The sequence below is a fragment of the Caulobacter sp. FG121 genome, from assembly GCF_057809815.1.
Map to the genome: position 1 here is coordinate 280,071 of NZ_JBMDKR010000005.1, position 24,379 is coordinate 304,449.

At 62.0% G+C, this 24,379-nt stretch carries 28 protein-coding genes; 11 read left to right on the plus strand and 17 right to left on the minus strand.

What is annotated here, in order from left to right; genetic code table 11:
- Positions 1–50: 50 nt before the first annotated feature.
- On the minus strand, positions 51–1,637 hold the full coding sequence (locus ACODSL_RS14605; RefSeq protein ID WP_488901428.1) for an AMP-binding protein: 1,587 nt from the start codon (positions 1,635–1,637) through the stop codon (positions 51–53).
- Positions 1,638–2,104: 467 nt separating this feature from the next.
- Here ACODSL_RS14605 and ACODSL_RS14610 point away from each other — a divergent pair, with 467 nt between their 5' ends.
- Positions 2,105–3,310 (plus strand): tyrosine-type recombinase/integrase, encoded by a 1,206-nt coding sequence (locus ACODSL_RS14610; RefSeq protein WP_488901429.1) that lies wholly within the window; start codon positions 2,105–2,107, stop codon positions 3,308–3,310.
- Here ACODSL_RS14610 and ACODSL_RS14615 read toward each other — a convergent pair.
- A complete protein-coding gene (locus ACODSL_RS14615) occupies positions 3,288–3,491 on the minus strand; it encodes a helix-turn-helix domain-containing protein (RefSeq protein ID WP_488901430.1) in 204 nt (67 codons plus the stop codon). The genes ACODSL_RS14610 and ACODSL_RS14615 overlap by 23 nt on opposite strands.
- Before the next feature lie 202 nt (positions 3,492–3,693).
- Here ACODSL_RS14615 and ACODSL_RS14620 point away from each other — a divergent pair, with 202 nt between their 5' ends.
- Together ACODSL_RS14620 and ACODSL_RS14625 are read left to right on the plus strand one after the other, a co-directional pair.
- Positions 3,694–3,945: a helix-turn-helix domain-containing protein gene (locus ACODSL_RS14620; protein WP_488901431.1), complete on the plus strand. Its 252-nt coding sequence runs from the start codon at positions 3,694–3,696 to the stop codon at positions 3,943–3,945.
- Positions 3,945–5,258 (plus strand): type II toxin-antitoxin system HipA family toxin, encoded by a 1,314-nt coding sequence (locus ACODSL_RS14625; RefSeq protein ID WP_488901432.1) that lies wholly within the window; start codon positions 3,945–3,947, stop codon positions 5,256–5,258. Before ACODSL_RS14620 ends, ACODSL_RS14625 begins: the two co-directional genes overlap by 1 nt.
- A gap of 341 nt (positions 5,259–5,599) precedes the next feature.
- Here the strand turns inward: ACODSL_RS14625 and ACODSL_RS14630 are convergent, their stop codons facing one another.
- Positions 5,600–5,842: a hypothetical protein gene (locus ACODSL_RS14630; RefSeq protein WP_488901433.1), complete on the minus strand. Its 243-nt coding sequence runs from the start codon at positions 5,840–5,842 to the stop codon at positions 5,600–5,602.
- Positions 5,843–5,930: 88 nt separating this feature from the next.
- The gene (locus tag ACODSL_RS14635; RefSeq protein ID WP_488901434.1) at positions 5,931–6,530 is read right to left on the minus strand and encodes a tyrosine-type recombinase/integrase; all 600 of its coding nucleotides are present in this window, start codon (positions 6,528–6,530) and stop codon (positions 5,931–5,933) included.
- A 214-nt stretch (positions 6,531–6,744) separates the two neighbouring features.
- Here ACODSL_RS14635 and ACODSL_RS14640 point away from each other — a divergent pair, with 214 nt between their 5' ends.
- Positions 6,745–7,116 (plus strand): hypothetical protein, encoded by a 372-nt coding sequence (locus tag ACODSL_RS14640; RefSeq protein WP_488901435.1) that lies wholly within the window; start codon positions 6,745–6,747, stop codon positions 7,114–7,116.
- Between the two features lies 1 nt (position 7,117).
- Here the strand turns inward: ACODSL_RS14640 and ACODSL_RS14645 are convergent, their stop codons facing one another.
- Both ACODSL_RS14645 and ACODSL_RS14650 read right to left on the minus strand, forming a co-directional pair.
- The gene (locus ACODSL_RS14645; protein ID WP_488901436.1) at positions 7,118–7,951 is read right to left on the minus strand and encodes a hypothetical protein; all 834 of its coding nucleotides are present in this window, start codon (positions 7,949–7,951) and stop codon (positions 7,118–7,120) included.
- 97 nt (positions 7,952–8,048) lie between these two features.
- Positions 8,049–8,777 (minus strand): hypothetical protein, encoded by a 729-nt coding sequence (locus tag ACODSL_RS14650; protein WP_488901437.1) that lies wholly within the window; start codon positions 8,775–8,777, stop codon positions 8,049–8,051.
- Positions 8,778–8,943: 166 nt separating this feature from the next.
- On the opposite strand from ACODSL_RS14650, the gene ACODSL_RS14655 reads away from it, so the two are divergent.
- On the plus strand, positions 8,944–9,180 hold the full coding sequence (locus ACODSL_RS14655) for a hypothetical protein (protein WP_488901438.1): 237 nt from the start codon (positions 8,944–8,946) through the stop codon (positions 9,178–9,180).
- A gap of 18 nt (positions 9,181–9,198) precedes the next feature.
- Here ACODSL_RS14655 and ACODSL_RS14660 read toward each other — a convergent pair whose 3' ends face one another.
- A complete protein-coding gene (locus ACODSL_RS14660; RefSeq protein ID WP_488901439.1) occupies positions 9,199–10,266 on the minus strand; it encodes a caspase family protein in 1,068 nt (355 codons plus the stop codon).
- 61 nt (positions 10,267–10,327) lie between these two features.
- Between ACODSL_RS14660 and ACODSL_RS14665 the strand changes: the two genes are divergently transcribed.
- On the plus strand, positions 10,328–11,314 hold the full coding sequence (locus ACODSL_RS14665; protein ID WP_488901440.1) for a hypothetical protein: 987 nt from the start codon (positions 10,328–10,330) through the stop codon (positions 11,312–11,314).
- 384 nt (positions 11,315–11,698) lie between these two features.
- Here ACODSL_RS14665 and ACODSL_RS14670 read toward each other — a convergent pair whose 3' ends face one another.
- Positions 11,699–13,390, minus strand: a complete 1,692-nt coding sequence (locus ACODSL_RS14670; RefSeq protein WP_488901441.1) for a type IV secretory system conjugative DNA transfer family protein — start codon at positions 13,388–13,390, stop codon at positions 11,699–11,701.
- Between the two features lie 208 nt (positions 13,391–13,598).
- Here ACODSL_RS14670 and ACODSL_RS14675 point away from each other — a divergent pair, with 208 nt between their 5' ends.
- The gene (locus tag ACODSL_RS14675) at positions 13,599–13,802 is read left to right on the plus strand and encodes a hypothetical protein (protein WP_488901442.1); all 204 of its coding nucleotides are present in this window, start codon (positions 13,599–13,601) and stop codon (positions 13,800–13,802) included.
- A 9-nt stretch (positions 13,803–13,811) separates the two neighbouring features.
- Here ACODSL_RS14675 and ACODSL_RS14680 read toward each other — a convergent pair whose 3' ends face one another.
- The 9 genes from ACODSL_RS14680 to ACODSL_RS14720 all read right to left on the minus strand — a co-directional run bounded on the left by ACODSL_RS14680 (position 13,812) and on the right by ACODSL_RS14720 (position 20,960).
- A complete protein-coding gene (locus tag ACODSL_RS14680; RefSeq protein WP_488901443.1) occupies positions 13,812–14,519 on the minus strand; it encodes a hypothetical protein in 708 nt (235 codons plus the stop codon).
- Positions 14,516–15,067, minus strand: a complete 552-nt coding sequence (locus ACODSL_RS14685) for a hypothetical protein (RefSeq protein ID WP_488901444.1) — start codon at positions 15,065–15,067, stop codon at positions 14,516–14,518. Before ACODSL_RS14685 ends, ACODSL_RS14680 begins: the two co-directional genes overlap by 4 nt.
- Before the next feature lie 980 nt (positions 15,068–16,047).
- A complete protein-coding gene (locus ACODSL_RS14690) occupies positions 16,048–16,506 on the minus strand; it encodes a hypothetical protein (protein ID WP_488901445.1) in 459 nt (152 codons plus the stop codon).
- Positions 16,496–17,464, minus strand: coding sequence for a MobQ family relaxase (mobQ, locus tag ACODSL_RS14695; RefSeq protein ID WP_488901446.1), 969 nt, complete (start codon positions 17,462–17,464; stop codon positions 16,496–16,498). Before mobQ ends, ACODSL_RS14690 begins: the two co-directional genes overlap by 11 nt.
- A gap of 425 nt (positions 17,465–17,889) precedes the next feature.
- Positions 17,890–18,183 (minus strand): hypothetical protein, encoded by a 294-nt coding sequence (locus ACODSL_RS14700; protein ID WP_488901447.1) that lies wholly within the window; start codon positions 18,181–18,183, stop codon positions 17,890–17,892.
- 57 nt (positions 18,184–18,240) lie between these two features.
- Complete coding sequence (locus tag ACODSL_RS14705; RefSeq protein WP_488901448.1) at positions 18,241–18,534, minus strand: hypothetical protein; 294 nt, start codon at positions 18,532–18,534, stop codon at positions 18,241–18,243.
- Positions 18,535–18,650: 116 nt separating this feature from the next.
- Complete coding sequence (locus ACODSL_RS14710) at positions 18,651–19,106, minus strand: ubiquitination-like system serine protease family protein (protein WP_488901449.1); 456 nt, start codon at positions 19,104–19,106, stop codon at positions 18,651–18,653.
- Entirely contained in the window at positions 19,103–20,293 is a 1,191-nt protein-coding gene (locus ACODSL_RS14715; protein WP_488901450.1) for a ThiF family adenylyltransferase, read from the minus strand. The genes ACODSL_RS14710 and ACODSL_RS14715 overlap by 4 nt, the downstream gene beginning before the upstream one ends.
- The gene (locus ACODSL_RS14720; RefSeq protein ID WP_488901451.1) at positions 20,268–20,960 is read right to left on the minus strand and encodes a multiubiquitin domain-containing protein; all 693 of its coding nucleotides are present in this window, start codon (positions 20,958–20,960) and stop codon (positions 20,268–20,270) included. Before ACODSL_RS14720 ends, ACODSL_RS14715 begins: the two co-directional genes overlap by 26 nt.
- 151 nt (positions 20,961–21,111) lie before the next feature.
- Between ACODSL_RS14720 and ACODSL_RS14725 the strand changes: the two genes are divergently transcribed.
- The 4 genes from ACODSL_RS14725 to ACODSL_RS14740 all read left to right on the plus strand — a co-directional run bounded on the left by ACODSL_RS14725 (position 21,112) and on the right by ACODSL_RS14740 (position 24,374).
- A complete protein-coding gene (locus ACODSL_RS14725) occupies positions 21,112–21,414 on the plus strand; it encodes a helix-turn-helix domain-containing protein (protein WP_488901452.1) in 303 nt (100 codons plus the stop codon).
- Positions 21,401–22,312 (plus strand): ImmA/IrrE family metallo-endopeptidase, encoded by a 912-nt coding sequence (locus tag ACODSL_RS14730; protein ID WP_488901453.1) that lies wholly within the window; start codon positions 21,401–21,403, stop codon positions 22,310–22,312. Before ACODSL_RS14725 ends, ACODSL_RS14730 begins: the two co-directional genes overlap by 14 nt.
- 150 nt (positions 22,313–22,462) lie before the next feature.
- The gene (locus ACODSL_RS14735) at positions 22,463–23,734 is read left to right on the plus strand and encodes an AAA family ATPase (RefSeq protein WP_488901454.1); all 1,272 of its coding nucleotides are present in this window, start codon (positions 22,463–22,465) and stop codon (positions 23,732–23,734) included.
- Positions 23,676–24,374, plus strand: coding sequence for an RloB family protein (locus tag ACODSL_RS14740; protein ID WP_488901455.1), 699 nt, complete (start codon positions 23,676–23,678; stop codon positions 24,372–24,374). Before ACODSL_RS14735 ends, ACODSL_RS14740 begins: the two co-directional genes overlap by 59 nt.
- Positions 24,375–24,379: the final 5 nt, after the last annotated feature.

Genomic DNA, 24,379 nt, shown 5'->3' on the forward strand with positions numbered 1-24,379 from the left:
TCGTTCCTCCTGGTCGTCGTCTTGTTCTTGTGCGTTCGGGCCGGTGCCCGTCAGATCTGGCGCGCGCGTCCTTCCCAATAGGGCGCGCGCACCTTGTTGCGTTGTATCTTTCCGGCTTCGGATCGCGGCAGTTCGGTCACGAAGTCGAGGCTTTTCGGGACCTTGAAGCTGGCGAGACTGGCTTTGGCGAAAGCGAGGATTTCCTGCGCCAGTGCGTCACTCGGCTCATGTCCGGGATGGAGCAGGATGACCGCCTTCACCTGCTCGCCCCACTCGTCGTGCGGCGCGCCGATGGTCGCCGAGTCCGCCACGGCGGCGTGCTTGACCAGCTCGTTGTCGATCTCCTGCGGATAGATGTTCACCCCGCCGGAGATAATCGTCTCGGCGTTGCGGCCGGTCAGGAAGAGGTAGTCGTCCTCGTCGAAGTAGCCGACGTCGCCCATGGTGAAGAAGTCGTCCACGCGGGACGCCTGGGTCTTCGCTTCGTCCTTGAAATAGGTGAACGCTCCGCCCGGCGGCAGCTGCTGGTAGATAGCCCCGGCCTGGCCGTTGGGCAGGTCGCGGCCGGCCTCGTCGAGAATGCGCACCTGCAGCAGGGCAGGGCGTTTGCCGACGCTGCCCGGCTTGCTCAACCACTCATGGGAGTCGATGAGGAACCCGGCCCCGCCCTCGGAGCCCGCGTAGTATTCCGTCAGCACCGGGCCGAACCAGTCGATCATCGCCCGCTTCACGTCTGGCGGGCAGGGCGCGGCGCCGTGGATGATGAAGCGTACATGGTCGACCGGGTAGCGGGCCTTGACCGCGTCCGGCAGCGCCAGCAGCCGCTGGAACATGATCGGGACCAGGTGGAAGTGGGTCACCTTCCGTTCTGAAATCGTCCGCAGCACCTGCTCGGAGTCCCACCGGTCGATAAAGACCAGCGCCGCTCCGCCGGCCATGGCCGCCCGGACATCGAAGGCGAGGGGCGCGGCGTGATAGGCCGGGCCGGCGCACATCTGCACCGACGTGCGCGGGTCGTACCCTCGCATCAGGTAGGTGGCGTAGGGTGTCACCGGCGGGTTGGGCCGGAACACCCCTTTCGGTCTGCCGGTGGTGCCGGACGTGTACATCATGCCGTTGCCGAGCACGGGATCGTCGATATCGCTCCCGTCTAATGCGGCGATCGCCGCGGCATAGGGGTCGAACCCGTGGATCGTTCCTCCGGCCGAGAGCTTCAGTTCAAGGCCGGGACACAGGGCGACCGCCCCCGCGACGTTGGCGACGCGTGCGTCGGCGATCACAGCGCGGGCCTCACAGTCCTGGAGAATGTAGGCGATCTCGTCCGCCGACAGGTGCCAGTTCACGGGCGTCAGCCGCATCCCACCGCGAAGGGTCGCGGCCAGAACCTCAACGAACTCGACCCGGTTGGAACAGACCAGCGCGACGGAGTCGCCCACGCCCAGCCCTCTGTCCCGGAGCAACCGGACCAGGCGATTGGCGTTGGCGTTGACCGTCGCAAAGGTGTGGGCCGTTCCGTCGGGGTCATGGACCGCGACCTGATCAGGCTGCACGTCCGCCCACACGGCAAGCGTCATGCCCCTCAACGCGGCGGCGTCCAGGCGCTCGACAAGCGCGGGATCAGGTTCAGCAAGGCCCATCAATGTCTCCGGAGACGCGACCGCGACCCCTCAAGTCTGGAGGTTTCGGACGGAGTTCGACAAGGCCTTTGTCGACAGGCTGTTTCGGCCGGGCTGACTTCACGTGTCAGCTCTGGATCGCGGACGCGCGGAAACAGCGCCGGACCAAAGAGCCTAGTTGTCCGGAATGGCGGCATCAAACGGCCGCCAACGGCAGTCGGGCCGGGAGAAGGCGGGGGATTTGGCTGGGTGTGTGGGCGCCAGCTTAGGCCGAGCCGAGTGCGCTGGGTGGGTGGCGGAGAGGGTGTCCGCCAGTCTCCAATGTCCGGCAATGTCATGCTAGGTCATAAGGTGTTGTGTTGATTGGTGTTTTCAACACTCTTCGTCTCACCTTGTGTCCACCTGACGCTCCCAATCGCAGCCATCTTTGATGATGGATTTGAGGATGAAAGCGACAGGCTCGACGCCCTAAAACGGCAATCGACCGCATGGCTCGTTCTACCAACCGCCTGAGTGCAAGGACAGTCGCCGCCCTCAAGAAACCCGGCAGGCATGCCGATGGTGGCGGGCTCTATCTGCACATCGACACCAGCCTGGCGAAACGCTGGGTGTTCGTTTTTCAGTGGCAGGGAAAGCGCAAGGAGATGGGGCTCGGCAGCGCTGGCACCATCACGCTTGCCGACGCCCGCGACGCGGCGACCGATGCGCGCCGCATGGTCGCCTCGGGTAAGAACCCAATCACTGTCCGCAAGGCGGAACGCAGTGGCGCGACCTTCGGCGATGTCGCCGACGATGTGCTCGCTGGCCTGAAAAACTCCCTCAGCAACACCAAGCACTGGGCGCAGTGGGAGGTGTCGTTGAAGGAGACCGCGTCGGCGCTTCGCCCCAAGCGGGTCGATGAAGTCACCACCGAGGATGTCATCCAGGTGCTGCGCCCGATCTGGACGCGCACGCCCGAAACCGCTTCGCGCCTTCGTGGTCGCATCGAGCGCGTGATGGATGCCGCCAAAGCCAAGGGGCTGCGCGGCGGTGAGAACCCTGCGCGCTGGCGCGGCCATCTCGACGTGCTGTTGCCCAAGCGCAAACACCTCTCCCGTGGCCACCACGCCGCCATGCCGTTCGAGCTGCTGCCCGACTTCATGGAGCGTTTGCGCGACCGACCGGCGGTCGCGGCGCGCGCGCTCGAATTCACCATCCTGACCGCCGCGCGCACCGGCGAAACGCTCGGCGCACGCTGGTCGGAGATCGACATTGCAGCGGCGGTTTGGGCTGTCCCTGCCAGCCGAATGAAAGCGCGCGTGATCCACCGGGTGCCGCTCACCCCTGCGGCGTTGGCTGTGTTGGCGAAGGTTCAGCCGCTCCTGGGCGGAGCGAAGGATGGCTTCGTGTTCCCCAATCGGGATGGCACCGGACAGCTCTCGCAAATGTCGATGGCCATGCTCATGCGTCGGATGGAAATCGAGGATGCCACGGTTCATGGCTTCCGCTCGGCCTTCCGCGATTGGGCAGGTGACTGCACCAACTTCGCCCGCGAGGTCGTGGAGACCGCCCTCGCGCACACGGTGGGTGATGCCGTCGAGCGCGCCTATCGGCGCTCCGATGCCTTCGCAAAGCGGCGGCGGCTCATGGAGGCCTGGGCAGGCTACTGCGGCAAGAAATCGACCGTCGTCCCTATGCAGCAGCGGGCTGCATAGGCAGACCCGTGCGCATGCGCGCAATCAGGTCCTCTAGGTCAGTGCGGGCGATGAGGGTTCGGCCGCACACCTTGACCAGTGGCAGCTCCTTGCGAGCCGCCAGCCGATAGAGCGTCGAGCGGCTCAGCCCGGTGATCTTCACCACCTCATCAACCCGATAGGTAAGCCGTGCTTCGGTCATTTCCGTCTCCTCGTTCAACGTCGGAAACGGTGGAGAGGATTGAGCGACTTGTCGGTTGCCGACGATTGCCGGAATCAAAATTATACGGGCGGGCGTATATGATTCCGATATACGGCTCAGAGTATATTTCATCCATATACGATGAAACGTATATTGACATTTAATACGGATTTCCGTATATTTGTCGCGAAAGGTGCCATCTATGGAACACGCTTCTCGCAATGAAAAACAGCTCGGCGCGGTCATTCGCCGATGCCGCAAGAAGGCCGATCTCACCCAAGCCCAGCTTGGAACGATCATCGGCAAACGGCAGGCCACGATCTCCGAACTGGAGTCCGGCGAGAGGGGCACAAACCTGGAGACGCTGTTCTCGATCCTCAACGCGCTGGAATTGGAAATGGTCGTGCGCCCGCGCCGCAAGGGCGACGTGCGTGACCTTGGCGACCTGTTCTAATGGCGCGCACCCGCAAGTATCCCCCGCTCGGGGTGTTCTTAAACAGCCGACGCATCGGCCGATTGAGCCGCGCATCGTCGGGCGCGATAGACTTCCAGTACGACCCGTCATGGCTTTCCTGGGAGAACGCGCTGCCCGTCTCCCTCTCGCTGCCATTGCGGGAGGATCGCTATATCGGCGCCGACGTCATAGCCGTCTTTGACAACCTGCTTCCTGACAACGACGCGATCCGAAAGCGCATCGCTGGCCATGTCCGCGCAGAGGGCATCGACGCCTACAGTCTCTTGGCGGCCTTGGGGCGGGATTGCGTCGGGGCGATGCAGTTCCTCGTCGGCGACGAAGAACCTGGCCTCGCCGGATCTGTGCGGGGTGCCCCCGTCAGCGACGAGGAAATAGCCGAGATACTGAGCCACCTGATCACCGCCCCGCTCGGGATCGAGGACGATGACGACTTTCGGATTTCCATCGCCGGCGCGCAGGAAAAAACAGCCCTCCTGAAATTCGAGGGGCGCTGGATGAAGCCCCTCGGCACCACCGCGACCACGCACATTTTCAAACCCCAGATCGGCCAACTGCCCAACGGCATCGACCTCTCCAACAGCGTCGAGAACGAGTATTTCTGCCTCACGCTGACGAAGGCGCTCGGCCTGCCAACCGCAGAGGTCGAGATGGCGCAGTTCGGCGACAAGAAGGTTCTGATCGTCGAACGTTTCGACCGCCTTTGGACTGAGGACGGCCGCCTGCTGCGCCGACCCCAAGAGGATTGCTGCCAAGCTCTCTCCGTTCCGGGGACGCGCAAGTACGAGAAAGATGGCGGCCCCGGCATCCGGGAGATTTCCCGGCTCCTGGCGGGGAGCGATGAAGGGCGCGCCGATCAACGCCTCTTCCTGAAAACGCTCGTCGTCTTTTGGCTGCTCGGCGCGACCGACGGTCACGCCAAGAATTTCAGCATCTTCCTCTTCCCCGGTGGCGGCTACCGAATGACGCCGCTTTATGACGTCCTCTCCGCGCAGCCCAGTGTGGACGCCGGACAAATCCGCCGGAACCGGATGAAGCTGGCCATGGCGGTTGGTGCCAATCGCCACTACGAAATCGACAGCATCGTCCCCCGCCACTTCATCCAGATGGCCTCCAATATCGGTATCCCCGAGGCCACCATCCGAGAGGTTTTCAGCGAGCTGCAGGCCATTGGCCCGGACGCGCTCGATCAAACCTTGGCAGGCCTCCCCGCTGAATTTCCGACGGCTATTTCCGTCTCCATCGCCGACGGGTTTCGTGGACGGTTGGCGCAGCTTGCGGACTTGGACGGCTAACGGCCGCAAAGGCGGGGCAACTGCCCCGCCGCTAGGGCGAAGCACCCCGCGCGGCTTCGATGAGTTCAGCAATGGCAGCGAACAATTGCGCCAAGGCAGCGAGCAGCAAGGCGATGTCGGTGATGGTCATGGCGTCCTCCTTTCTTGCCGCGCGGAATGCGTGACAAACGAGGAGTCAAAAGGCCGACCATGATAGCGGGACGGGAACAGGCCGCGTAGCGCCGCACCGCGGGGCGGAGCTGCAAACCTCATCGAGGTTGAAGCGAGCCGCCTTGTACGAACCGCGAAGTCGGCATCCTACTCGAGATCAAACGCTTCCGAGCGGCGGCGGGCGCTGCCCTTCACCGCTCTTCATCGACCTGGATCAGCCGCTTGTTGAGGACGCCATACGCCGCGCCAACCAGAGCGCTGGCCACGACGCTGGACGGGGTGACGACACGATTGCCCGCCCTGGCGATCTTCACGGCCGCTAGCAGTCCAAGTCCTGCCCCCAGGATCGCACCTTCAACGCCCGCCGCGCCGTCGGCGCGTTGACGCAGATTGATCACCAGATCGTCCAGCGGGATGTTGTCGAAAAAGCCCATCGCATGTCCTCCAGTCGGCACCTGCCGACACCGAGGAAGATCGCCAATCGACAGTGAACTGCGATTGCCGCCCATTGCAGATGGGTGCCTATCCCGCCCCAGGCATCCGTCGCCAGACACGCTCAGCGAACGCGCGCTCTTCGCGGCCGACCGCGTGCTGATAGATCGCGGTCGTCTCCAGCCGCGCATGACCGAGCCAGCGCTGAGTGAGCGCGGCAGGCACGTTGTTCTCGGCATTGGCGATGCCGAACCCGTGCCGCAGCCCTTTGGGGCAAGCCTGCGAGCCGGTGATGCCGGCGTCGTCCATCACCGCCTTCACCCGCCGCCAGCCTGTCTGGCGGCACCAGCCCCACAGGGGCACGTCGGACGCCTTGCCCAGGGCGAGCGCCCCTAGTGCCCGCATGAGATCGGGAGGGACGGGCACGGCGCGGAAAACGCGCCGACGCCGTTTGAGGGTGCGGAAGATCACCCGGCCGGTCTCGGGATCGAGCCGCTCGGGCGAGAGCGAGAGCGCCTCACTCAGGCGACAGCCGGTGTAGGCCAGCAGCCGACAGAACGTATCCGTGGCGGCGTCACGCCGCCGGGCGACGGCAAGGAACCGTCCCCACTCCGCACCGCAGACATATTTGCGGGCACCGTCGCGGTCGAAGAGTGCGGCCATCCCGTCGGGTGCAGCGCCGTAGCTCATGCTGCACCCGTATGGGGGATAGGGTTGCAAGATGGAGCAGGGCTGAAACCCAGATCAGCGCTGGATAAAGTAAGCGCTGTGCAAGCCACTCGGCCTGATATGTGAGAACAGTATCGCATGCGCATAGTGCTGACGATCCGCCGCCCTCGCGGCAACAAAATCCCCCATAATGTTACATTTCCCCTTCGTTTTATTGTAAACGCAGGGGCACTCGGTGAATATTCGTCACGGTCTCGCGATCATGCTCGCATCGCTGATGTTTACCGGAAGCGCCGTGGCGCAATCACCGTCGCCGACCAGCCGGCGCGCGCCCTACGATGCGGCGCTACTGTGCTTCCTCGCGAATGGACGCGCGCATGGGATGCGCGAGCGAGCGGGTGACACTGCCAAAGCAGCCTACTACGAGAGCAAAGCTGCGGAATCCTACGGGGTCGCGGAGACGCTCGGAGCCGCCCTCGGTTTTTCCAAGCAACAGGTGGGGCGTGACGCCGCCGCCGCCCAGGCCAAATACCTGCCTGACATGGTTCGGGACGATGCCTATTTCCGGCAGGTGGTGGCCAACTGCAAAGCGCTGGGATTGATGTGAGCTAGGTCAGTCCGCGCTTCTGCGGGCTGGCATCCCGAGCGGCCACGCCATGACCTTCCTGCGACTGGTCGGCGACCACGACGCCTGTTCGCTTGAAGGCGGCGATCAAGTCGGGCGAGACGTTGGCCGTTGGCTCGACGGCATCCAACGGGTCGACCCCTGACGCCTCACTTCGGCTTGCGGGCTTCGTAGCGGCGGAGGTCGCCGTCAACTCACGTTCAGAGGTTTCGAGGCTGTTCCAGCGAGACGCGTATTCCGGACTGCGATCAGCTCCATGATCCTTCGCGTCGCGCATCTGATCCTTGGAGAGTTCCAGGGCGCGTAGAGCACCCTCCGGCGTTCCGAGCGCCAACGCCTCCTTGATGGCGCGTTCGCGTTCTGCCTCGCGCTTGCGGTAGGCCTCTTCGTCCTCGGCCGACGCAAAGCGCAGGTAAGGGTCGAAGATCTTCTTCTCGTAGAAGTCCTCGACGAACGACGTGACTTCACCGCGCGCCGCTTCGTTCGCCAGATGCAGGGCGGTTTCCGTCGTCTGTGCGGTAGCGGCCGATGCGACCGCTTGATTGGCGATCACCTGGGCGGCGGCGACAAATGCCGCGACCTCGGCGCGGATCGAGACCAGGCCGTTCCCGTGGCTGTTCGCCACACGCTGCTGGAGCCGGCCAAGGCTCTTGAGCTGATTGTCGGCGGCGGCAATCGCCGCGCCGTCACCGGTGCGAAGAATGGCAGAGAGGCGGGCTTCGATCTCGCCCTGAGCGCCGGTGATCTGATCGGAAAGCTCGACGCGGAGGCTAGCCTCCGTCTCGGCAGGTCCCTGCCGAGACGATTGAGAATACAAATCTGTATGATATTTAGCGATACGCGCCCCAATATATACAGATGAGTATAAGTAATAATTACTAATATTTGGTAAATATACCCGAACCGACCCATTGTTACTGAAATGCCGAGTCCACATATTCCAACACTGAATAAATTACCGGCAGTCCGAAATTCGTGACTACAACAATTGCGGCAATCGCCACGCCGATTTTCAGCTTTCTGAGTTCGGAACGCTTGAAGGCATCCACGTTTTCCATAACGCGCGCGCGGCGAGACTCTTCGAGGAGGCGGGTTTGGGCATCGGCATGTGCCTGGTTCCGGTCGATGTCGCCGAGCTCCAAAAACATGGCACCGACAGCAACCCCCGAGGTCGCCAATACCGAGGCATAGCCGACGCCAATGGCAACGGGGTTGAGAGTCAGAACCCCGAAAATCATTGCTGCCACGCCAAAGGTTGTCCCCGCGATTGGCGCCACTGCGGCCACAGTGGTGCGAACTGGATGGTGCGTTTCCTGCGGGGCTACCGGGTCGAGCGACCCTGTGCTGGCGAGCACTACAAGGCGGCGCGCTTCCAGGGCGACTCCTGTCCAGAACACCCATGCGACGGTGGCGGCCAATAGGCAGATATACGCGGCCGATATCGACCAGTCCGGCAGCCGGTCAATCCAATCGAAATGGGGAAGGAGCGACCGAACCTGAGCGTTCCAGTAGCTAGGGAGGTGCACCAGGAGTCCGGGTGCATCAAAAATCTGCTGAATGAAACCAATAATCGCCACCGGGCCTGTCAAAATAATGAAAGCCTGGGCGATAAACGATAGAAATCGTAAGCTTACCGATCTCACGAGATTCTCCTATAGTGTTAGAAAATCTTCAAATCGACGCGAAACCGTAACAATTATTCGATAATATGATCCCTTAACTAACAATATTGGGGTCAGTGTGAGCGACAAACTAACTTCAGCAGTACCACTGTCGGGTTCTCCAGCTTCCGCCTTGGGACTGGCGACCTTGAGTGACAATCATGGCAACAGCACTCGGGGTATCCGACTGTACTGCGCCGGCGAGCCTTCCTACAAACTGACCTACAAGGAATGGCGCGATTTACATGTCGCCATCGAATGGCCGCACGCCATGCTGGCTTTCCGACTGGATGGGGTCATTCCCATCCTTGGAGAAATGGAAAGCCCCCTCAAGGCGAAGTGTGACGCGCTTCGCCGAGACGGACGCCTGCCGCCGAACCGCTAAGGCGCGACTGCCACCGGCCTAAACATCAAACCCGTAGCGTTCCTTGAGATAGGCGCGAACTTCGTCGCTCGGAGTCTCGCCATAGGATGAGGCGACGACAGAGCCATAGCGCCTCAAATCAAGATCGCCATCACGGGCGATATCCGCAAGAAATGCTGCCTCGTTCTCTGGCTGCACCAATAGGAAATAGTAAGCCCATTGCCCGGTGGAATCCCTGGCTCTGAGCTTGTGAATGAGGTGCCCCATCGCCGCGACCTCGCGGTCTCTAGGATGGACACTGACGGCCGCTGCTATCGGACGCGGCCCTGCATGTGGAAGCGGGGCGGCAGCCTGATCCTCCGGGGGCGGCACAAATGGCCGCACGCGCCGTAGAGTGCCGGTGCTCCAGGGTGTCTGCATGTCCCCGGTGGCCTGACACACGAAGTCGGTGACGTGAGCGGTCAATAGGCTGATTGGCAGGTGTGGTTCTTCGAGCGCTTTAAGCAGCCCCCGACAAAACGGGCTGGAGCCTCGAACCGCGCCGTCGGATGCGACTTGGCCCGGCTCGGTGGCATAGAGCACCACGGTCTCTTTCACGGTCTCGTACCGTCCAGTCGAAATGCCTGCCAGCCCGCCTTCGCCGTCCCGAGTCCCGCTCGGAAGCCGATTGGATCGGCATGCGTCGAGGGCGATGATTTTCTGTTGATCGCTGCGCCAGCAGAGATTGGTCAGGATGTCGCTCAACGTCACGCATGACCAAGCGAGCGCAGCGGGATCGGTCGCGTCGATGGGGACCAGATAGTTCTCGCCCTGGCGCTGGAACCCATGCCCGGCGAAGTAGACGAAGACGCTGGTGCCAAGTGGCAGCAGCTCCACGGTCTCTCGGAAACGGGCAAGAACGCCGGTCATGGTCGCCCGATCGGCGTCGTGGACGACGAACGTGTCGAACCCCAGATCGCGCATGCGATCCCCGAGGTTTTCAATGTCGTTGCCGGGCGTTCTGAGGGGCGGAAAGATGGAGCCGTAGCTCGCATTGCCAATCAGGAGCGCCGCACCAGCCATCGAATTCCGCCCCATCCGCCAAGGCCAACCCTTGCCGATCACCATCCAGAGTGCAAGGTCGGCCTATCCACGCAGAGCGAGCGTTTCGGATGAAGAGCGGGCGGCGATGACCTACGATCTCATGCTCAAGTTCGAGGGGCTGAAAGCCCTCTGTGGTGGCGGCATGAGCGATGAGCACATCAGCTCGGTTCTGTTCGGCAACCATGCCGACCAGGAGCGCCGCAGCCGGCTCTCGCGGATCAAAAGCGGGGATCTACCGCTTTCTGGTGAGCACAAAGGCCTGCTCACCCAGGACTTCAATCTGCGGATCAACAAGTATCTGAGGGGAGCGAATGCACCCTCAGCGCAGGGCATCCTCCGGGCGGAAGATTGGGATCGGCCGGTGCGCGACCTGTTCGCTGACCTTGCCTCCCCGGAGGCCGGGCTACCGGCCGACGCGTTGGACCGAGCCCATGCGGGCATCCTCGAAGGCATCTCCTTCATTGACGAGTACCGGGAGCGCAATGACGCCCTCCTTGTAGAGCGACATTTTGGGGAGGAAGCCGAGCGCACGCGCATGCCCGAGTCTGCCGAGCCGGTAGACCCGCTCGATCTGCCGCTGGTGCGCCTGCGGGTCGGTCAAAGCATGACCATCGTGCTGCGCAGCGAGGTCTCACCTACTCCGGTGCGCGCCTGGCTATTTTACCTGCGCAATCCCGATCAGCGTGCCGGCATCGGCCTCACAGATCGCCTGTGGGATCAGAGGTCCAACGACATGGTCTTCTGGCACGCAGGTGGTCCGTTCGAGCTGCCCAGTCGCTTCGTCGGCGATCTCCCCGGCTTCCCCGCCAAGGTTCGCGCGCTGACGGGAGAAATCACCGTTTTTCTTCTTCTGGAGCCGATGCACTCCAACGCCGTGGCCGAACTTCTGAAAAAGCCAGATGAAGCGTGGACTCCGGATAGGCCGCCCTCGTTCGAGGCGCTCGCCCACTTGGTCACATGCCGCATGCGGCTGTTCCAGCGGGGCAACACCAAGAAGCTCGGAAACAAGCAGGGCGACCTGTCCTACGGACCACCGAAACTCTTCGTCCGGAAGTACCGGGTCGCCGCATAGCGAACGACCTCATTGTGGCGGACGGACACCGCCCTCTCTATCGAGCCACTGCCGCCAGGCAGGGTCGAGCTGGTCAAGCGACGCTTGCCGCCCGTCCGATGGTGCGCGTGCCACCACTCCGACCAAATGCTCCGGCGGCAGCGGTTGGGGACGCGACGGCGGCGACCGCCGACGCGGTGGCGACGCCTTGCGACCTGACGGCGCGTGGAGCTCGCTTCCAAGCGCTGTGCGCACAAACCAGCGCAGCGCGGCGCAGCCCGCCAGGAATACCAAGCCATGGCCCATCCCTTGGGCCGTCCCGATGATCGCCGCAGCGATCAGCATGCCAATTCCGACATCCACTCGTGCGAGGAAACGAAGCACCGTGCGCATGACTGACAACTCCTATTGCTTGAAGACGCAGTGCAGCCAGTGCGCACCGGTCGCCTGAAAGCGCCGCCCGCCCTGCACCAAGATGCCGTCGACCAGGCCGCCCTCGGCACGCCCGCCCTTGCGCAGTCGGCGCGCGAAGGCCGACGGCTGAATCACGTAGTCGACCTGTTCCGACCAGCCGCCGCCGTCCGTATTTCCGTAGCTGGCGCTATCGCTGACCGAATGTCCTCCGCCTACGGAGCGCGAGTGGCTGGAGCCGACTTGCCTGCCGGCGGAACTGCCGAAGCTCGACGATGACGACGTATTCCCCTTCGAGTCCGTCGAGCCGCCGAAACTGGAGCTGCTCCCCCAATTTCGGCCTTTCGACCTCCCGTTCTGGTGCCCCCAGTTACTGCTGACGCTTTCGCTGACCTGATCGGTCTCGCTGCTCGACCAGTTCTGGCTAAATCGCCGCTGCACCGCGCGGCCGATTAGATCGGCCGCGTAGGTGTTCGTCGTCGGGTCGCTATTGGAGTGGAATATCTGCGTCTGAAAATGCCCGAGAAGGGCATTGGCCGTCGCCCGCGGATCGCTCCCCTTGAGCTGGGAATAGAGCCCAGGAAGGTTCTGCGTCAGGTAGACGCTGCAGGCGCGCGAGCTCCGCGCCGTGCTCTGAAATTCCATGTCGTAGGCCGACACTGTGAACTGACATTCGTCCGTCCAAAGGAAGACGGGGCGGGTGCCGGCGTGGACGGAGCGTCGCTCCGTCGCCCGCTGCCACTGGTACTTGAGGACGTTCGCGACAACGACGCCCATCTCGCCCCACACCTTGACCGGAAAATCGACGATGAGGATTGCCCCCGCGTGCGTCATCTCCGGAATGAAATGGGTGTCGGTGCAGAGCAGCCGGTGCATCCGCCCCGTCAGGAAGGGGCTGATTGTGCTGGTGATCGTCGCCAGGATGTTCGACCGCGTGCGGTCGTCCAGCTCCGCGAAGGCGACGAACCAATGGTCGGCGATCACCCGCATCTCGCGCAATGGGAGCGGTTCGCCTGCCGGTTCGTCATGCGCTTTCCGCAGGACGTAGTAGCAGAACGACCGCTCCTTCCATTCCGCCGAGGCGGCCTCAGCCCGCGAGCGCGGCGCGCTGATCAGGAACTGCATCAGCTCATCGAGCCGCAGCGTGCCCGTGGCCGTGACTAGCGGGGTCATGGCCATTGCGAGGTTCTGGGCAGAAGCACGGCGCCAGAACGACTGTTCCTCGCGCCCGCCACCCTCGCCGCGCTGCGCCGCGTCCATGACCGTCAGCATGAGATTGACGAGGTTATGGGACTCGCGACCCGCCCCGTCCGGGCGGCCGACTTCGTAGGCGAACGGGTTGAAGCAGAGCTCTCCGTCCGCATGAAACCAGATCATGTCCTGCGTGCGGCCGCAGGCTTCCAGGCGGGCGTACCACTCTCTGGCCTCGCCCGGCTTGGAGCACAGGATGACGCCGCCAAACCCGGCGCGCAGGAATGCCGAGGCGATGGAATTACCTGATCCACTCGTCTTGCCGGAGCCCGTAGCGCCCAGGATGAATGTCCCTTCGCACGCGTCGGCGAGCCGCCATGCATCGCCACCGGGTAGGGCGAGCACCGGCATGTCGAGTGGCCAGCGGGTCGCGGCCAGTGATTGCCCAGCGGGCCCGGCAGTCAGTGCGCCGAGAAGCTGCGTCAGAAGCTTCATTGCGCACCGCCGCGCGCGGCGTGTGGCGCAGAGTCGAACGGGCGGATCATCCTCTTCCCTCCGAGAGGCCGCATTGAAGCGGCATTGAGGGGAGGGTGGCGGTCATTGGCCGGGGAGCGCATTGCCAGCCATTGCAACGGCCGACAATGCGATGGCCGGGGTGGCGAAGATAACTACGACACAGCGCACCCCGCGCTGGAGAGCGCCAATGTCCCTGTTCGACAGTCTCGCAAATCTGCTCGGCGACGCCCTGACGGACGTCCGGCGCAACGTCTTGGAGGAAGGTTGGTTTGGCCGCCCGGTCACCGGTCCCGAGGGGTTCGATGGCATGGTGAAGGAGCTCTATGGAGAGCCTTCACATCCTCAGGAGATCGAGCCTGCCAGGGCCATCGACTTGGGCCCGGATCGCTAGGTGATCGACTCAGTCCGCTTGGCTGTGAGCCTTCTCCCAAACCAGCGTGCCGCGTCGCAGGCACGCAATGATGCGGTCGCGATTGATGAACCAGCGCCCCGACCATAGGCGGCTGACGTCGCCGAAATAGAGTGCTTTTGGTCCTAGCGTGTATCGAACGGCCCACAGCAACGCTGGAATTGATGCTGCTAAGATCAGGACGCCAAGCATGACCATTTGAACTGGCTGTCCACTCATTGATAGCTTCTCAAGGTCGTTGATGTCTTGGCGCGCAAAGAGCGATTGATAAGCGTCGCGACCGGCAACCAGGGTCCGATATCCCAAGTAGAAAACGCCGAGCGAAGCGCATACGCCAAACCATCCCTTGACCGTGGGTCGCACCTCTTTGCTGAAATGATCCATGAGGTCGATGGAATCGACCCAGTGGATGAAATCGGCGCGCGGCCCACGATCCACAATCATGATGCCGGTCGTGGAAGCGGCCAAGCCGAGCCCGATGGCGTCGATGCTGTGAGCAACAATCACGCCCATGTCGGGAATACGCGACTTGTCATGAAGCACGAGATACTTCCGTGACATTTCGCGTTTGAAAGTCCTCGTGAACTTGCCGATCCGCTCCTCGTCGCTCGGCCCAACGACCCGAAACGTGAAGCCACCATTTGACGAGACAAACTTGACGAAGTTCTTGGTGAAGAGCTCGTCGGCCCGACTGCTCAATCTTCCCAGTCCCGATCAACGGCTTGCCGCTCAATCCGCTTTCGTGACCCCGCCGGGGAGCTTGGAAGTCCGAGCAACTGCTTGCCTGTCTCGATCACCAGGGTGACGATCAGATCGGGCAGCTTCTCCAGGATGTAGCGGAAGAAGTGCGTGATCCCTTCGAGGACCGTGTTCTTGCGGGCTGCAATTCTGCGCCGCAATTCGCTCGTTTTGACCTCAACCGACGAGCGGGAGTCGATGTAGAGCTTCCGCTCCGGTCCCGTCAGCTTCCCTTCCTGTTCCCAGAGCCCAACGGTGTTGCCGATCTGGTCGACCAGCGCCTCGATGAGCTGAAAACTGGGGTGCTTGCGAAGTTCCGATTTGGAATGGGTGTGGGTCTTGAAAAACAAGAACCCGTCCTTTGACTCGATGTCGTCTTCAACTTCGTCGAGCTCGCGATGCACACGGCCGAACCACAGTGTCAGGCCGGCCTTGTTCGGCATCGGCCCCAGCGGCGGAAGGCCAGCCACCCCAGTCGGTTCCGAGTTGGGATCTACCGTATCGGCCATTGCGCGCCCCTCAGCTCGCCAACATCATGCATAACGCGCGCGCGCCCTTGCAAGCGTGCATTGCGGGTGTTTGAAGCTTTTGGGGGAGGGTGGTGCCTACCGCTCGGAACCCCGAGGCCGATCCTTCTTCGGGACAAATGGCGCAATCGCGGTATCCCACATCGCGCCGGCAATCTCGGCCGCGCCCGACATGATCTCACCAGGTCCAAATCCTTTGACTTTGCCCGTGCGAATGTCTTCCGCAAGCGCGTCTACAGACGATGATAGAGCACGAAATTGAGCCTCCGTAGCGGGCTCGACGCCATTGGGAAATGAGATCGGGGCGTCCTTCCCCTGCGCAGAATAATAGCCGCTCCGCAGCCGCTCCGGGGAGTAGCTCTCTCGATTGGACAAGAGCCTTTCACGGTCAGCCTTCGACACGTATGGGCCGAACGCCCCGTACCTGAACGCGAACAGAACCGAGTTCGAGTACTCACTGAATTGAAGGCGACCGTCATGATTTGGGTCCAATAGCCTAGAAGTCCACCCAGCGGCGAACTCTCGCGAGGCATCGTTTAGATAGTCCTTCATAAAATCCTCAACAACAATATAGTAATGATGTAGCTGTTATTGTTTCACAACATCACTAATTATTGGTTAATACCTAACTATTGTAACACAAACGTCACATGAATATTCATTGTATTTGCTTATAATGATCCAATGTCTGGACACAACGCAGATTTAGATCGGAGACTGGCTGGCTTGCTTGATAGGGCCGAGAAGACCCTTGCGCGAGAGCCACACCTCTTCTCTCCCCCTCCAGTTTTTCAATGGAAGCCAGAGGGTGGAGGTTTTGCGATCGCTGCCGGAACCCTCGTCGGCATTGGTTGGCTTGGCTACCTGGGTGCCAAGAAGATGGGCTGGGTAGATCGGATAGCCGCAAAAGAGGACGGGCAGACCGCATCGGTGCCGGCGCGTTGAAGCCTGAGGTGACGGCCTCACGGACGCCCGCCTAGTCCCGCCTCTCCCGGATAAAGAACGCTCACCTTCGTCACGACCGGCTCGCCCTCGGCGGGCGCTGACCAAATCTTCGGATTGAACGCCTGCACAAACGTCACCCGCCCACGGGCGAGGCGCTTGCGCAGATCGTGGAGGTGCTTCCCTTCGATGGCGATGATCGCGTCGGTCAGCATCAGGTGGATCTGATCGTCGCCGATGTAGCCGACACGCACCAGAAACCGGTACTGAAATGCCTGCCCCTGAGCCACGTCTCCGGCCAGCCACCAGCCAATATCGCAGGTGTCCAGATCGTCCGCCGGCGTGAACCCGTATGCGCGGTACACGCCGTCCGTCGTCGCGGCAGACTCCGCTTCCTCTGGGGCGGGGCGCGGGTCGGCGACCCGCTGTGTCCACGCCCCCTTCGGCTGCTGGAAAATGGCGTCGAAATCATCGCTCATGAAAGACCTCCGGGTTGGGCGCACGCGGCGGCCGAGGCCGCTTGCGCCAGTGATGGATCAGCCCTTCGGTGAAGGACTGGATGGCTGAAACGTCGTGGGCGAACTTCACCGGGTCGCGCCTCTGGTAGGGCGCGAAGGCGCGGTAAAGCTCGTTGCGTTTGAGAATGGAGAGCCAGGTGGAGACCCGCTCCTTCATGGCGCCGTAGGCGGCCTCAATGTGCCGCGCGAGCCCCAGATGGATCTGGGGTTCGCGCATGATCCCCTGCGCTGCGAGCGTGCGGTGATCGATCCTCGCCGCCGCACCAGCGGCGGCGAGCGCATCATTGGCGTGGTTTGCCCATGCCTCCCGCCACCGGAAGATGTTTCGCTGTTGGTTGATGGTATCCACCCGCTCGGCCAACTCGGGCGTCTCGTTCTTGCGGAACGCGTCTTTGGCCTCGCGAAGGGCAGCTTCGACCGCCGGGTCTTCGTTCCAATCCCGAGCTTTGGTCTTGGCGAACCCCGTTCGCGTCGACGCATCCAGCCGGCGCATCGTCAGCATGACGTGCGCGTGCGGCTGGGGGTCGCCGTTGACGTCGAGCGGCACATGGATCGCGATGTCCGCGACCATGCCCAGCGACACAAACTGGTCGCGGATGAACCCGTGCACGAGGTCGATCCGCTCCTGGGCAGTCAGCTCTTTGGGGATCGTGAGTTCGATCTCCCTCGCCACCTGCGCGTTGCACCGCACCTCGACCGCCTCAGCGCGGTTCCAGAGTTCGTGACGTGAGAACACCCAGTCCGGCGCACCCTCCGGAGCCAGGATCGCGGAGTGCACTACGTCGGGTTTGCGGTAGGAAAACGTCTTGCCAAGCCGCTCATCACGGAGCCGCTCGCCATGCCGGTACGAAGCGGATTTGACAGCGGACTGACCCGCTGACCGTTGCACTATTTTTGCCCTCAGATGGAAAATCGCCATAGGCAGCCGCCAGGTGTGAAACCGGGTGGGTTGCCGACGTCCATCATCCTTGAGCGAGGGATGTGCACTTATACAAACTGTACCAGTTCGTGCACAAAAACTCAATGATTAAGGGGGCTTACGGCAGGCCCGGTTGAGTTGATTGCGTAGTCACTCAACCCAATCAGGGCGGCGGCGAAGGGGCGATTGTCGGCCATTGCAGCGACACGCCACCGAGCCAATCGGAGCCGCGGCTAACAATGACCGAGAGGGCAAAAGAGCTCGCTCCCACCCACCCTACGAACGGCACTGTTGGTGCTATTCGACCCCGCTCGCAGGTGCGTCCCTCGTCGCCGACCGGACGTCATCGGAATCCATGACGATGCCGGACGACAGGATCGCACCAAGCAAGAAGGCGGCGGCCAGGAGGCGCTTGATCCGGGCGATCAACGCCGCCTCCGCCGGTATCGCCGGCTGGCCTGGCCGTGCGCATGGAGCACGGTGACCAGCACGTCGCCCGCCAAAATCAGCACGACGTTGCGAGCCCTATCCGCAACCGTCGCCCCGCGTTCGTGCGCCAGGCGGCGCACCGCGCGATAGGACAGGCGGACTGCGATCCGTCCGCTCCCGACAGGGATCTCCAAGTCCGCATAGGTCGCCACAAGGGCGATCAGCGTGGGCACCACGCCACGCTGCTGGGCACGCCTTTCGGCGTGCTGGGAGAAAGTTAGCTCAGCCATGGGATTGCATCCTGATTGGCGGACTGGGGGAGCGCTCGTTGGCGCTCCCCGCGTCGCTCAGAGGCCGAGGTTCTCGTTGGAGGTATGGGCGCGCCATGCGCCGTAGGCGGGCGCGAAGAACCAGCCCAGGACACTGCCGAGGCCTGGGATCAGTACCGAGGCCACGAGAAACAGGCCAAGGCAGATGAAGAAGTCTTTGGCGCTCTTGAGGTAGATCGCCACGCCGAGCGCGCCGAACACCAGCCCCGCCGAAAAGGCGATGGCCGGGCTCTTCCGCTCATGCAGGGGCGCGAGCTCCTTGATGGCTTCCGCGCCGTGTTTGGCCAGGTGGCTGAGGTGATGATTGCTCATGGAGCCGTTCCTTTCGCGACAGGGATGTCTGTCGCGGGGGACGGTCGGTCAGGTGGTGGCCGGGGTCAGTTGCAGGACGTTGCACGCACCCACTGCTTGGCGGAGCCGTCCAACGGCTATTTCCCGGCAATGAACGCCAGCAGGCGCCCCAGAATGCCGGGCTTCTCGACCGTAGCTGGAACCCGTTCGGCAGGAATTCTCGGGGGCATATCTACCGGCGGCGGCGGCGCGCCATAATGCCGCTGAACGGCGTGCGCATCGCGCCTGCGTACCGCAGCGATTTCAGTCTTCGACATCGCATACGACCACTCCACCTCGCCGTCGCGAATCCAGTAGTGGGACTTGCAGGGCAAGCTCCAGCTACCAATCGAAGGATAGAGAGTGACGTTTTCGCCGTCGTAGGTCAGCCGCCATCCAGCTGGGCTGATTGGTGTCACGACCTCCGTGCCGCATCCGCAGAAGCACCGATGGCTCGCCGTGGCGAACTCCATCGAGATGTAGAGCGTTCCCTCGTCGAGCTCGCGGGGAATGAACTCTACAAATTCATGCGTGATTGCGCGGTTCGGCTTCATACGTCGTCTTCGTTCGTGATGTCGTTCCCGCCGATGGCGTAGGTGCTGTGGTGCTCGCGCTCCTGGTCGAGGTAGAAGCCGAACAGCTTCTTCCAGCGGATCACCGCCAGGATGGCGTTGAGCGCGTTCAGATCGGCGACTTGGATATTCCGGTTGTAGTCGTTCTCGTCATCCGTCTTCGCAAAGGAGACACGCTTCTTTCCGCGCACGTGGTCGCGCTTTTCCGGCGTGCTCGTCGTCGTGCGGACGATGCCGCCCAGGGTGCCTTCGTGGACATAGATGCCCATCCCGACGTCGATGAACGAACGTCCGAACTCCTCTAGCTTGCCGACGATGAGTTCGCGGGCTTCGCCGTCGTCGATGCAGATGAAGACGAAATCGGCATCCCTGAGCTCGTCGATGTTTGAGCCGTCGACATAGACCGCGTGGGGATGAATGCCCCGATGCATCCGCCCGTAGATGCCGGCGAAGTAGTCGACCTTCATGGGCTCGGCTTCAAGTTCTTCGCCCGAGGCCGCACCCGGCGCCCGGAACGCGTTGTGCTGCTCGAACCGGTCGCCGTCGTAGATATGGATCTGTTCGACGGGCGTTTTGGCCACCTGATCCAGCACGTAGCCGCCAGTCCCGCCCATGCCGATGATCACGACCTTGCTGCATTCAAGCTTGGCGGTGATGGCGGTGATTTCCGCCCGGGGCGACGCGGTATCCATGTAGCAGAAGATCGAGTCTTCCCCCTCGTCAGCGGCGACAAAGCCGCCAGGGTTCGGCTTGACGGCGGAATCGATAAGCTGCGCCGGACCACTCAGGAGACCCGCATAGGTGACGATCTTCTCGTAGTAGTCGTCGTAATTGCCCTTGGGCTGGGGCTTCGCTGAGAACTGGTGATCCGCCGTCAGGCCTTCGCAAAAGGTCGTCAGGCCGGAGCTGTTCCGGATGCCCGCAATCTCCACGCCATCCTTGTTGCAAGGGTAGTCGCCCGAGAAATAGATCGTGTGGTCGTCCGGCTGGCGAGTGATGTCGTTCGCCAGCCGGAGCCGTGTAATCAAGGTTCCCAGCTTCACCTGCCCCTCGCTGTTCACGTAGGGGATTCTCCGCACGACCAGATGGTTCGCCCTGATAGCGATGTCATAGCCATCGGCCAGTAGGCGGCCGAGGTCGGCGCTACGAGCGATTGGTCTGAATGACATCGAAGATCATCCTGTTCTTGATCGCCACGGATTCGCCCTCGGGCAGGGTGCCTTTCGGGTTCGCCGGCGGCCCTTTGCGGTAGGTGATGGTAAAGATGACGTCCGGCCCCGACGGCACCGGATTGAAGGCCAGGGCGACCAGTTGCGCGTAGGAGATGTGCGATCCCGTCACCGTCTCTTCGCGGGCGTTCACGATGATCACGTAGTGACGCGCCTTGGTGCGAATGTGCTCCGTCCCGCGCTCGGCGAGATCGACCACGCCATCATGCGGCAGGGGCACGTCATCTTCGTCCTGGCGCTCGAGGACAAGTTCCTTGCCCTCGGGCGTGCCGCTGATGTCGCGCAGCTCTGGTTCAGTGATCTTGGCCGCGCCCCACTCGTAGCCAAGCTCGTCCACCGTGAAGGTGAAGACGCGATCCGAGGCAAACGCCCGGAACTCTTCGCGTCCCGGCTCGCTGAGGTCGACTTCCTCGTCCAGGCCGATGGACTTCGAGCCCGGCCGCATCAGCTCGATCAGCACATGCTCGCTGGCCGGCGCGAAGTGCGCCTTCTGGAGCAGGTCGCGACCCTTCTGAACCGCGTCGTTGGTGGAATAGCGGGTGCCGTTCACCAGGTAGGTGAACCGTTCGTTGCCGGAAGCCTCCGGCGAGGTCGTATCGATCGTCATGTCGAAATCCCTTGCCAAGTTACCGGTCGTCCGGCATGTGTATAGATTAATCGAACGAGACGTTGGAATCAAGATATTTCCGATGAGGCGTTCATTTTATCTATACAACCGTTTGAGAGGCCGTATGGCGGTAGGGGACAGGATCAAGGAGATGCGGATGCGGCGCGGGGAATCGCTGCAGCAGGTGGCGGACGCGATCAGCGCGTCCAAGGCGCACATCTGGGAGCTGGAGAGCAACCGCTCGAAGAACCCTTCGCTCGATCTGCTCCAGAAGCTCGCCGGCCACTTCCGCACCACCGTGGCCTATCTGATCGAAGAGCCCGAAGGCGACCTCAACAAGGCGGAGCAGTTCCTGCGGCGCAACGGCGACAAGATCGCCAGCCTCAAAGACGACGAGATCACGATCTTCGAAAACCTCCTCGACAAGCTTGCGAGAAAAGATGGAGAACGCTGAGATCCAGATCGACATGATGGAGCTGGCCGATCTCGGCCAGCCCATGCAGCTCGCCCTGGAAGTTCATCGGCAGCTACGCGCCCAGTTCGGCACCGTTCCTACCAAAGTCCCGCTGGCCGGCATCGCGGCCGCCATCGGTATCGATTTCATCGAAGAACACGCCCAGGATTCAGTGGAAGGGATGCTGGTCATCAAGGATGGCCGGGGAGCCGTGTCGCTGCGCAAGGGGCTGCGGCCAGGCCGGCGAAATTTCACATTGGGTCACGAGATCGGCCACTTCCTGATCCCGAACCACCGCTTCCAAAGAACCGATTTCAAATGCGCCAAGATCGACATGGGGCGAGAGCGGGGCGGCGGCAATTGGGAGAAGCGGCCACAGCTTGAACGGATTGAGGTCGAAGCCAACGAGTTCGCTGCCACACTACTCGTTCCGCAGCCGGAGTTTCAAACCGAGCGGAAACGGCTCGGTGCGGGATGCGATGTCGAACATATTCGGCAACTGGCGGAGACATTTGGCGTGTCGCAGGAGGTGATGGCCAAAATCTATGTCACTGCGTCCGATGAGCCTGCCGCCGTTATCACCTCTCATAGTGGCCGTGTGAGGCGCGTTATCCCGAAAGCAGGATTCCCTTTTATGGGTCTGCGCCGCGATGCGCCCATCCCAACGAAAAGCCTCACACATCAGTTTAAGCCATCTGGAAACGATCCGATTTCCAGCCTCGTCCAAGTCCCCACCGATGCTTGGCTTGAGAAGCGCGGAGCAGTGTCCGCGCTATACGAGCAGGTCTTCATCCAGGAAGACGGTTGGGTAATGACACTCCTCCTCGCCGACATTGATGAAGTCGATGAAGATGATGACGACAGCACCTGGAACCGTCGGTCAGGGCGCGCTGGTTAGGCCGACAGGGCGCGGAAAGCCTCTTCCGCATCATCGGCGCGCGCGTGCGGCGCAAGTGGCGCGCCATCCCTGAAAATTGGGAGCCGATATAAAATAAATTGACTTTTTGCAGAAAAACTACGAATATGGAGAAAATTAAGGCTCAGTCACATGCTATTGGAATTCAGAGTTCGCAACTTCCGCTCGTTCAAAGACGAGAGCGTTCTCTCGTTGATCGCGGCGACCGATAAAACTCTCAGCGAAGAGAACACGGTCGCCACCGACGTGGCATCGGTTCCGCGCGTCGTGCGAAGTGCGGTGATTTACGGCGCGAACGCCAGCGGCAAATCAAACCTCCTGCGCGCGATCCAGCTCATGCGGGGCGTGGTCTTGGAGTCTGCATCTTTGCAGCCGGGCCAGGCATTCAACGTCCAGCCCTTTTACCTAGCGGAGGGCTCTGCGCAGGAGCCCACGCTTTTTGAAATCACAGTCCTGCTCAGTGGGGTTCGCTATCAGTACGGCTTCGAGTTCACGTCGAGCCGTATCACCGCTGAGTGGCTGCTGGTCTACGAGAAGCAAAAGCCTCAAGCGTGGTTCGAGCGTAAGTTGGATGAGGCCGGGAAGGACGTCTTCACGTTCAGCTCCCTCTTCACCGGTTCGAAGCGCATCTGGCAGGATGCCACGCGCCCGAATGCGCTCTTTTTGTCCACTGCCGTGCAGCTCAACAGTGACCGCTTGAAGCCGCTGTTTCAGTGGTTCGCCGACAGCCTCGTTGTGTTGTTGAGCGGCGGAGCGATGACGCATGATTTCTCGACAACCATGCTGCAATCCCCTGCCGGCCAGAGCCGGATCACCTCGCTCATGAATGCGGCAGACATTGCCATCACCGCAATTTCTGCGGAGCCCACCAAGGGCTTCATGCAAAGCTTCCACGTCGATTTCGCGACGGGGAGGTCGGACTCACAGCGTCTCGAAACAGAAGTCCTTGTTCCACGCTTTCGCCATACCGTCGGCCAGGTGTCGAAAGAATTTGAGTTGGGCGATGAGTCCGAGGGAACGCAGAAACTCTTCTCCCTGGCAGGCCCGCTGTTCGACATTCTGGAGCGAGGAAGCGTCTTGGTGATCGACGAGCTCGATCGCAGCCTTCACCCACTCCTCGTCCGCCAGATCATCCAGACCTTTCAGGATCCGACCATCAATTGTCGGGGCGCGCAGCTGATTTTCAGCACGCACGATACCGCGCAGTTGGATGGGTCACTGCTTCGCCGTGACCAAATCTGGTTTACCGAAAAGCGTTCCGATCAATCGTCCGAGCTCATGCCATTGATGGCGTTCGCTCCGAGGAAGGGCGAGGCCTTCGAGAAAGGGTATCTGGCTGGCCGATATGGCGGCGTGCCGATTCTGGCGAATAGGCTTCTGGACGAGATCGACTGTGGCACGTGACAGGCATCCTCGCGCCCGAAGCAAGGGCGCACTCGCACGAAAGCAAGGGACGAGGCCTCCTTACGAGCGTGTCCTTATCGTCTGCGAAGGCAAGAAGACCGAGCCACTCTATTTTGAAGACATCCGACGCCAGTTCCATGTGCCGTCGGCGCATGTGCGGGTGTGTTGGAGTGATACCGGAACTCAGCCGCGGCAGGTCGTTGACCACGCCGAGCAAGAGTTCTTGAAGACCCGCGCCTATGAGCGCGTGTTCGCCGTCTTCGACCGCGACGATCACACCACCTATGACGCCGCCCTCCAAAAGGCGGCAGCTCTGGACAACACCCTGCGAAATGACGAGCGAAAATTCGTCCGGTTTTCAGCGGTGCCGACGGTGCCTTGCTTCGAACTTTGGCTTCTCCTGCATTTCGTAGACGTCCACGCATTCTCTCATCGCACCGACGTTATTCGGACGTTGGGTGACCATCTGGCCGGCTACAGCAAAGGAGCCCCGAATATCTACCGTCGAACCGAAGAGCATCTTCCGTTGGCGACGCAGCGTGCGCAGCGGTTACGCGAACGCTTCGAGCCAACGCCGGGAGACGATCCGTACACCGACGTAGATACGGTCGTGGCGCTTCTCCGCGCGTTGCGCAGCTAGCCGTT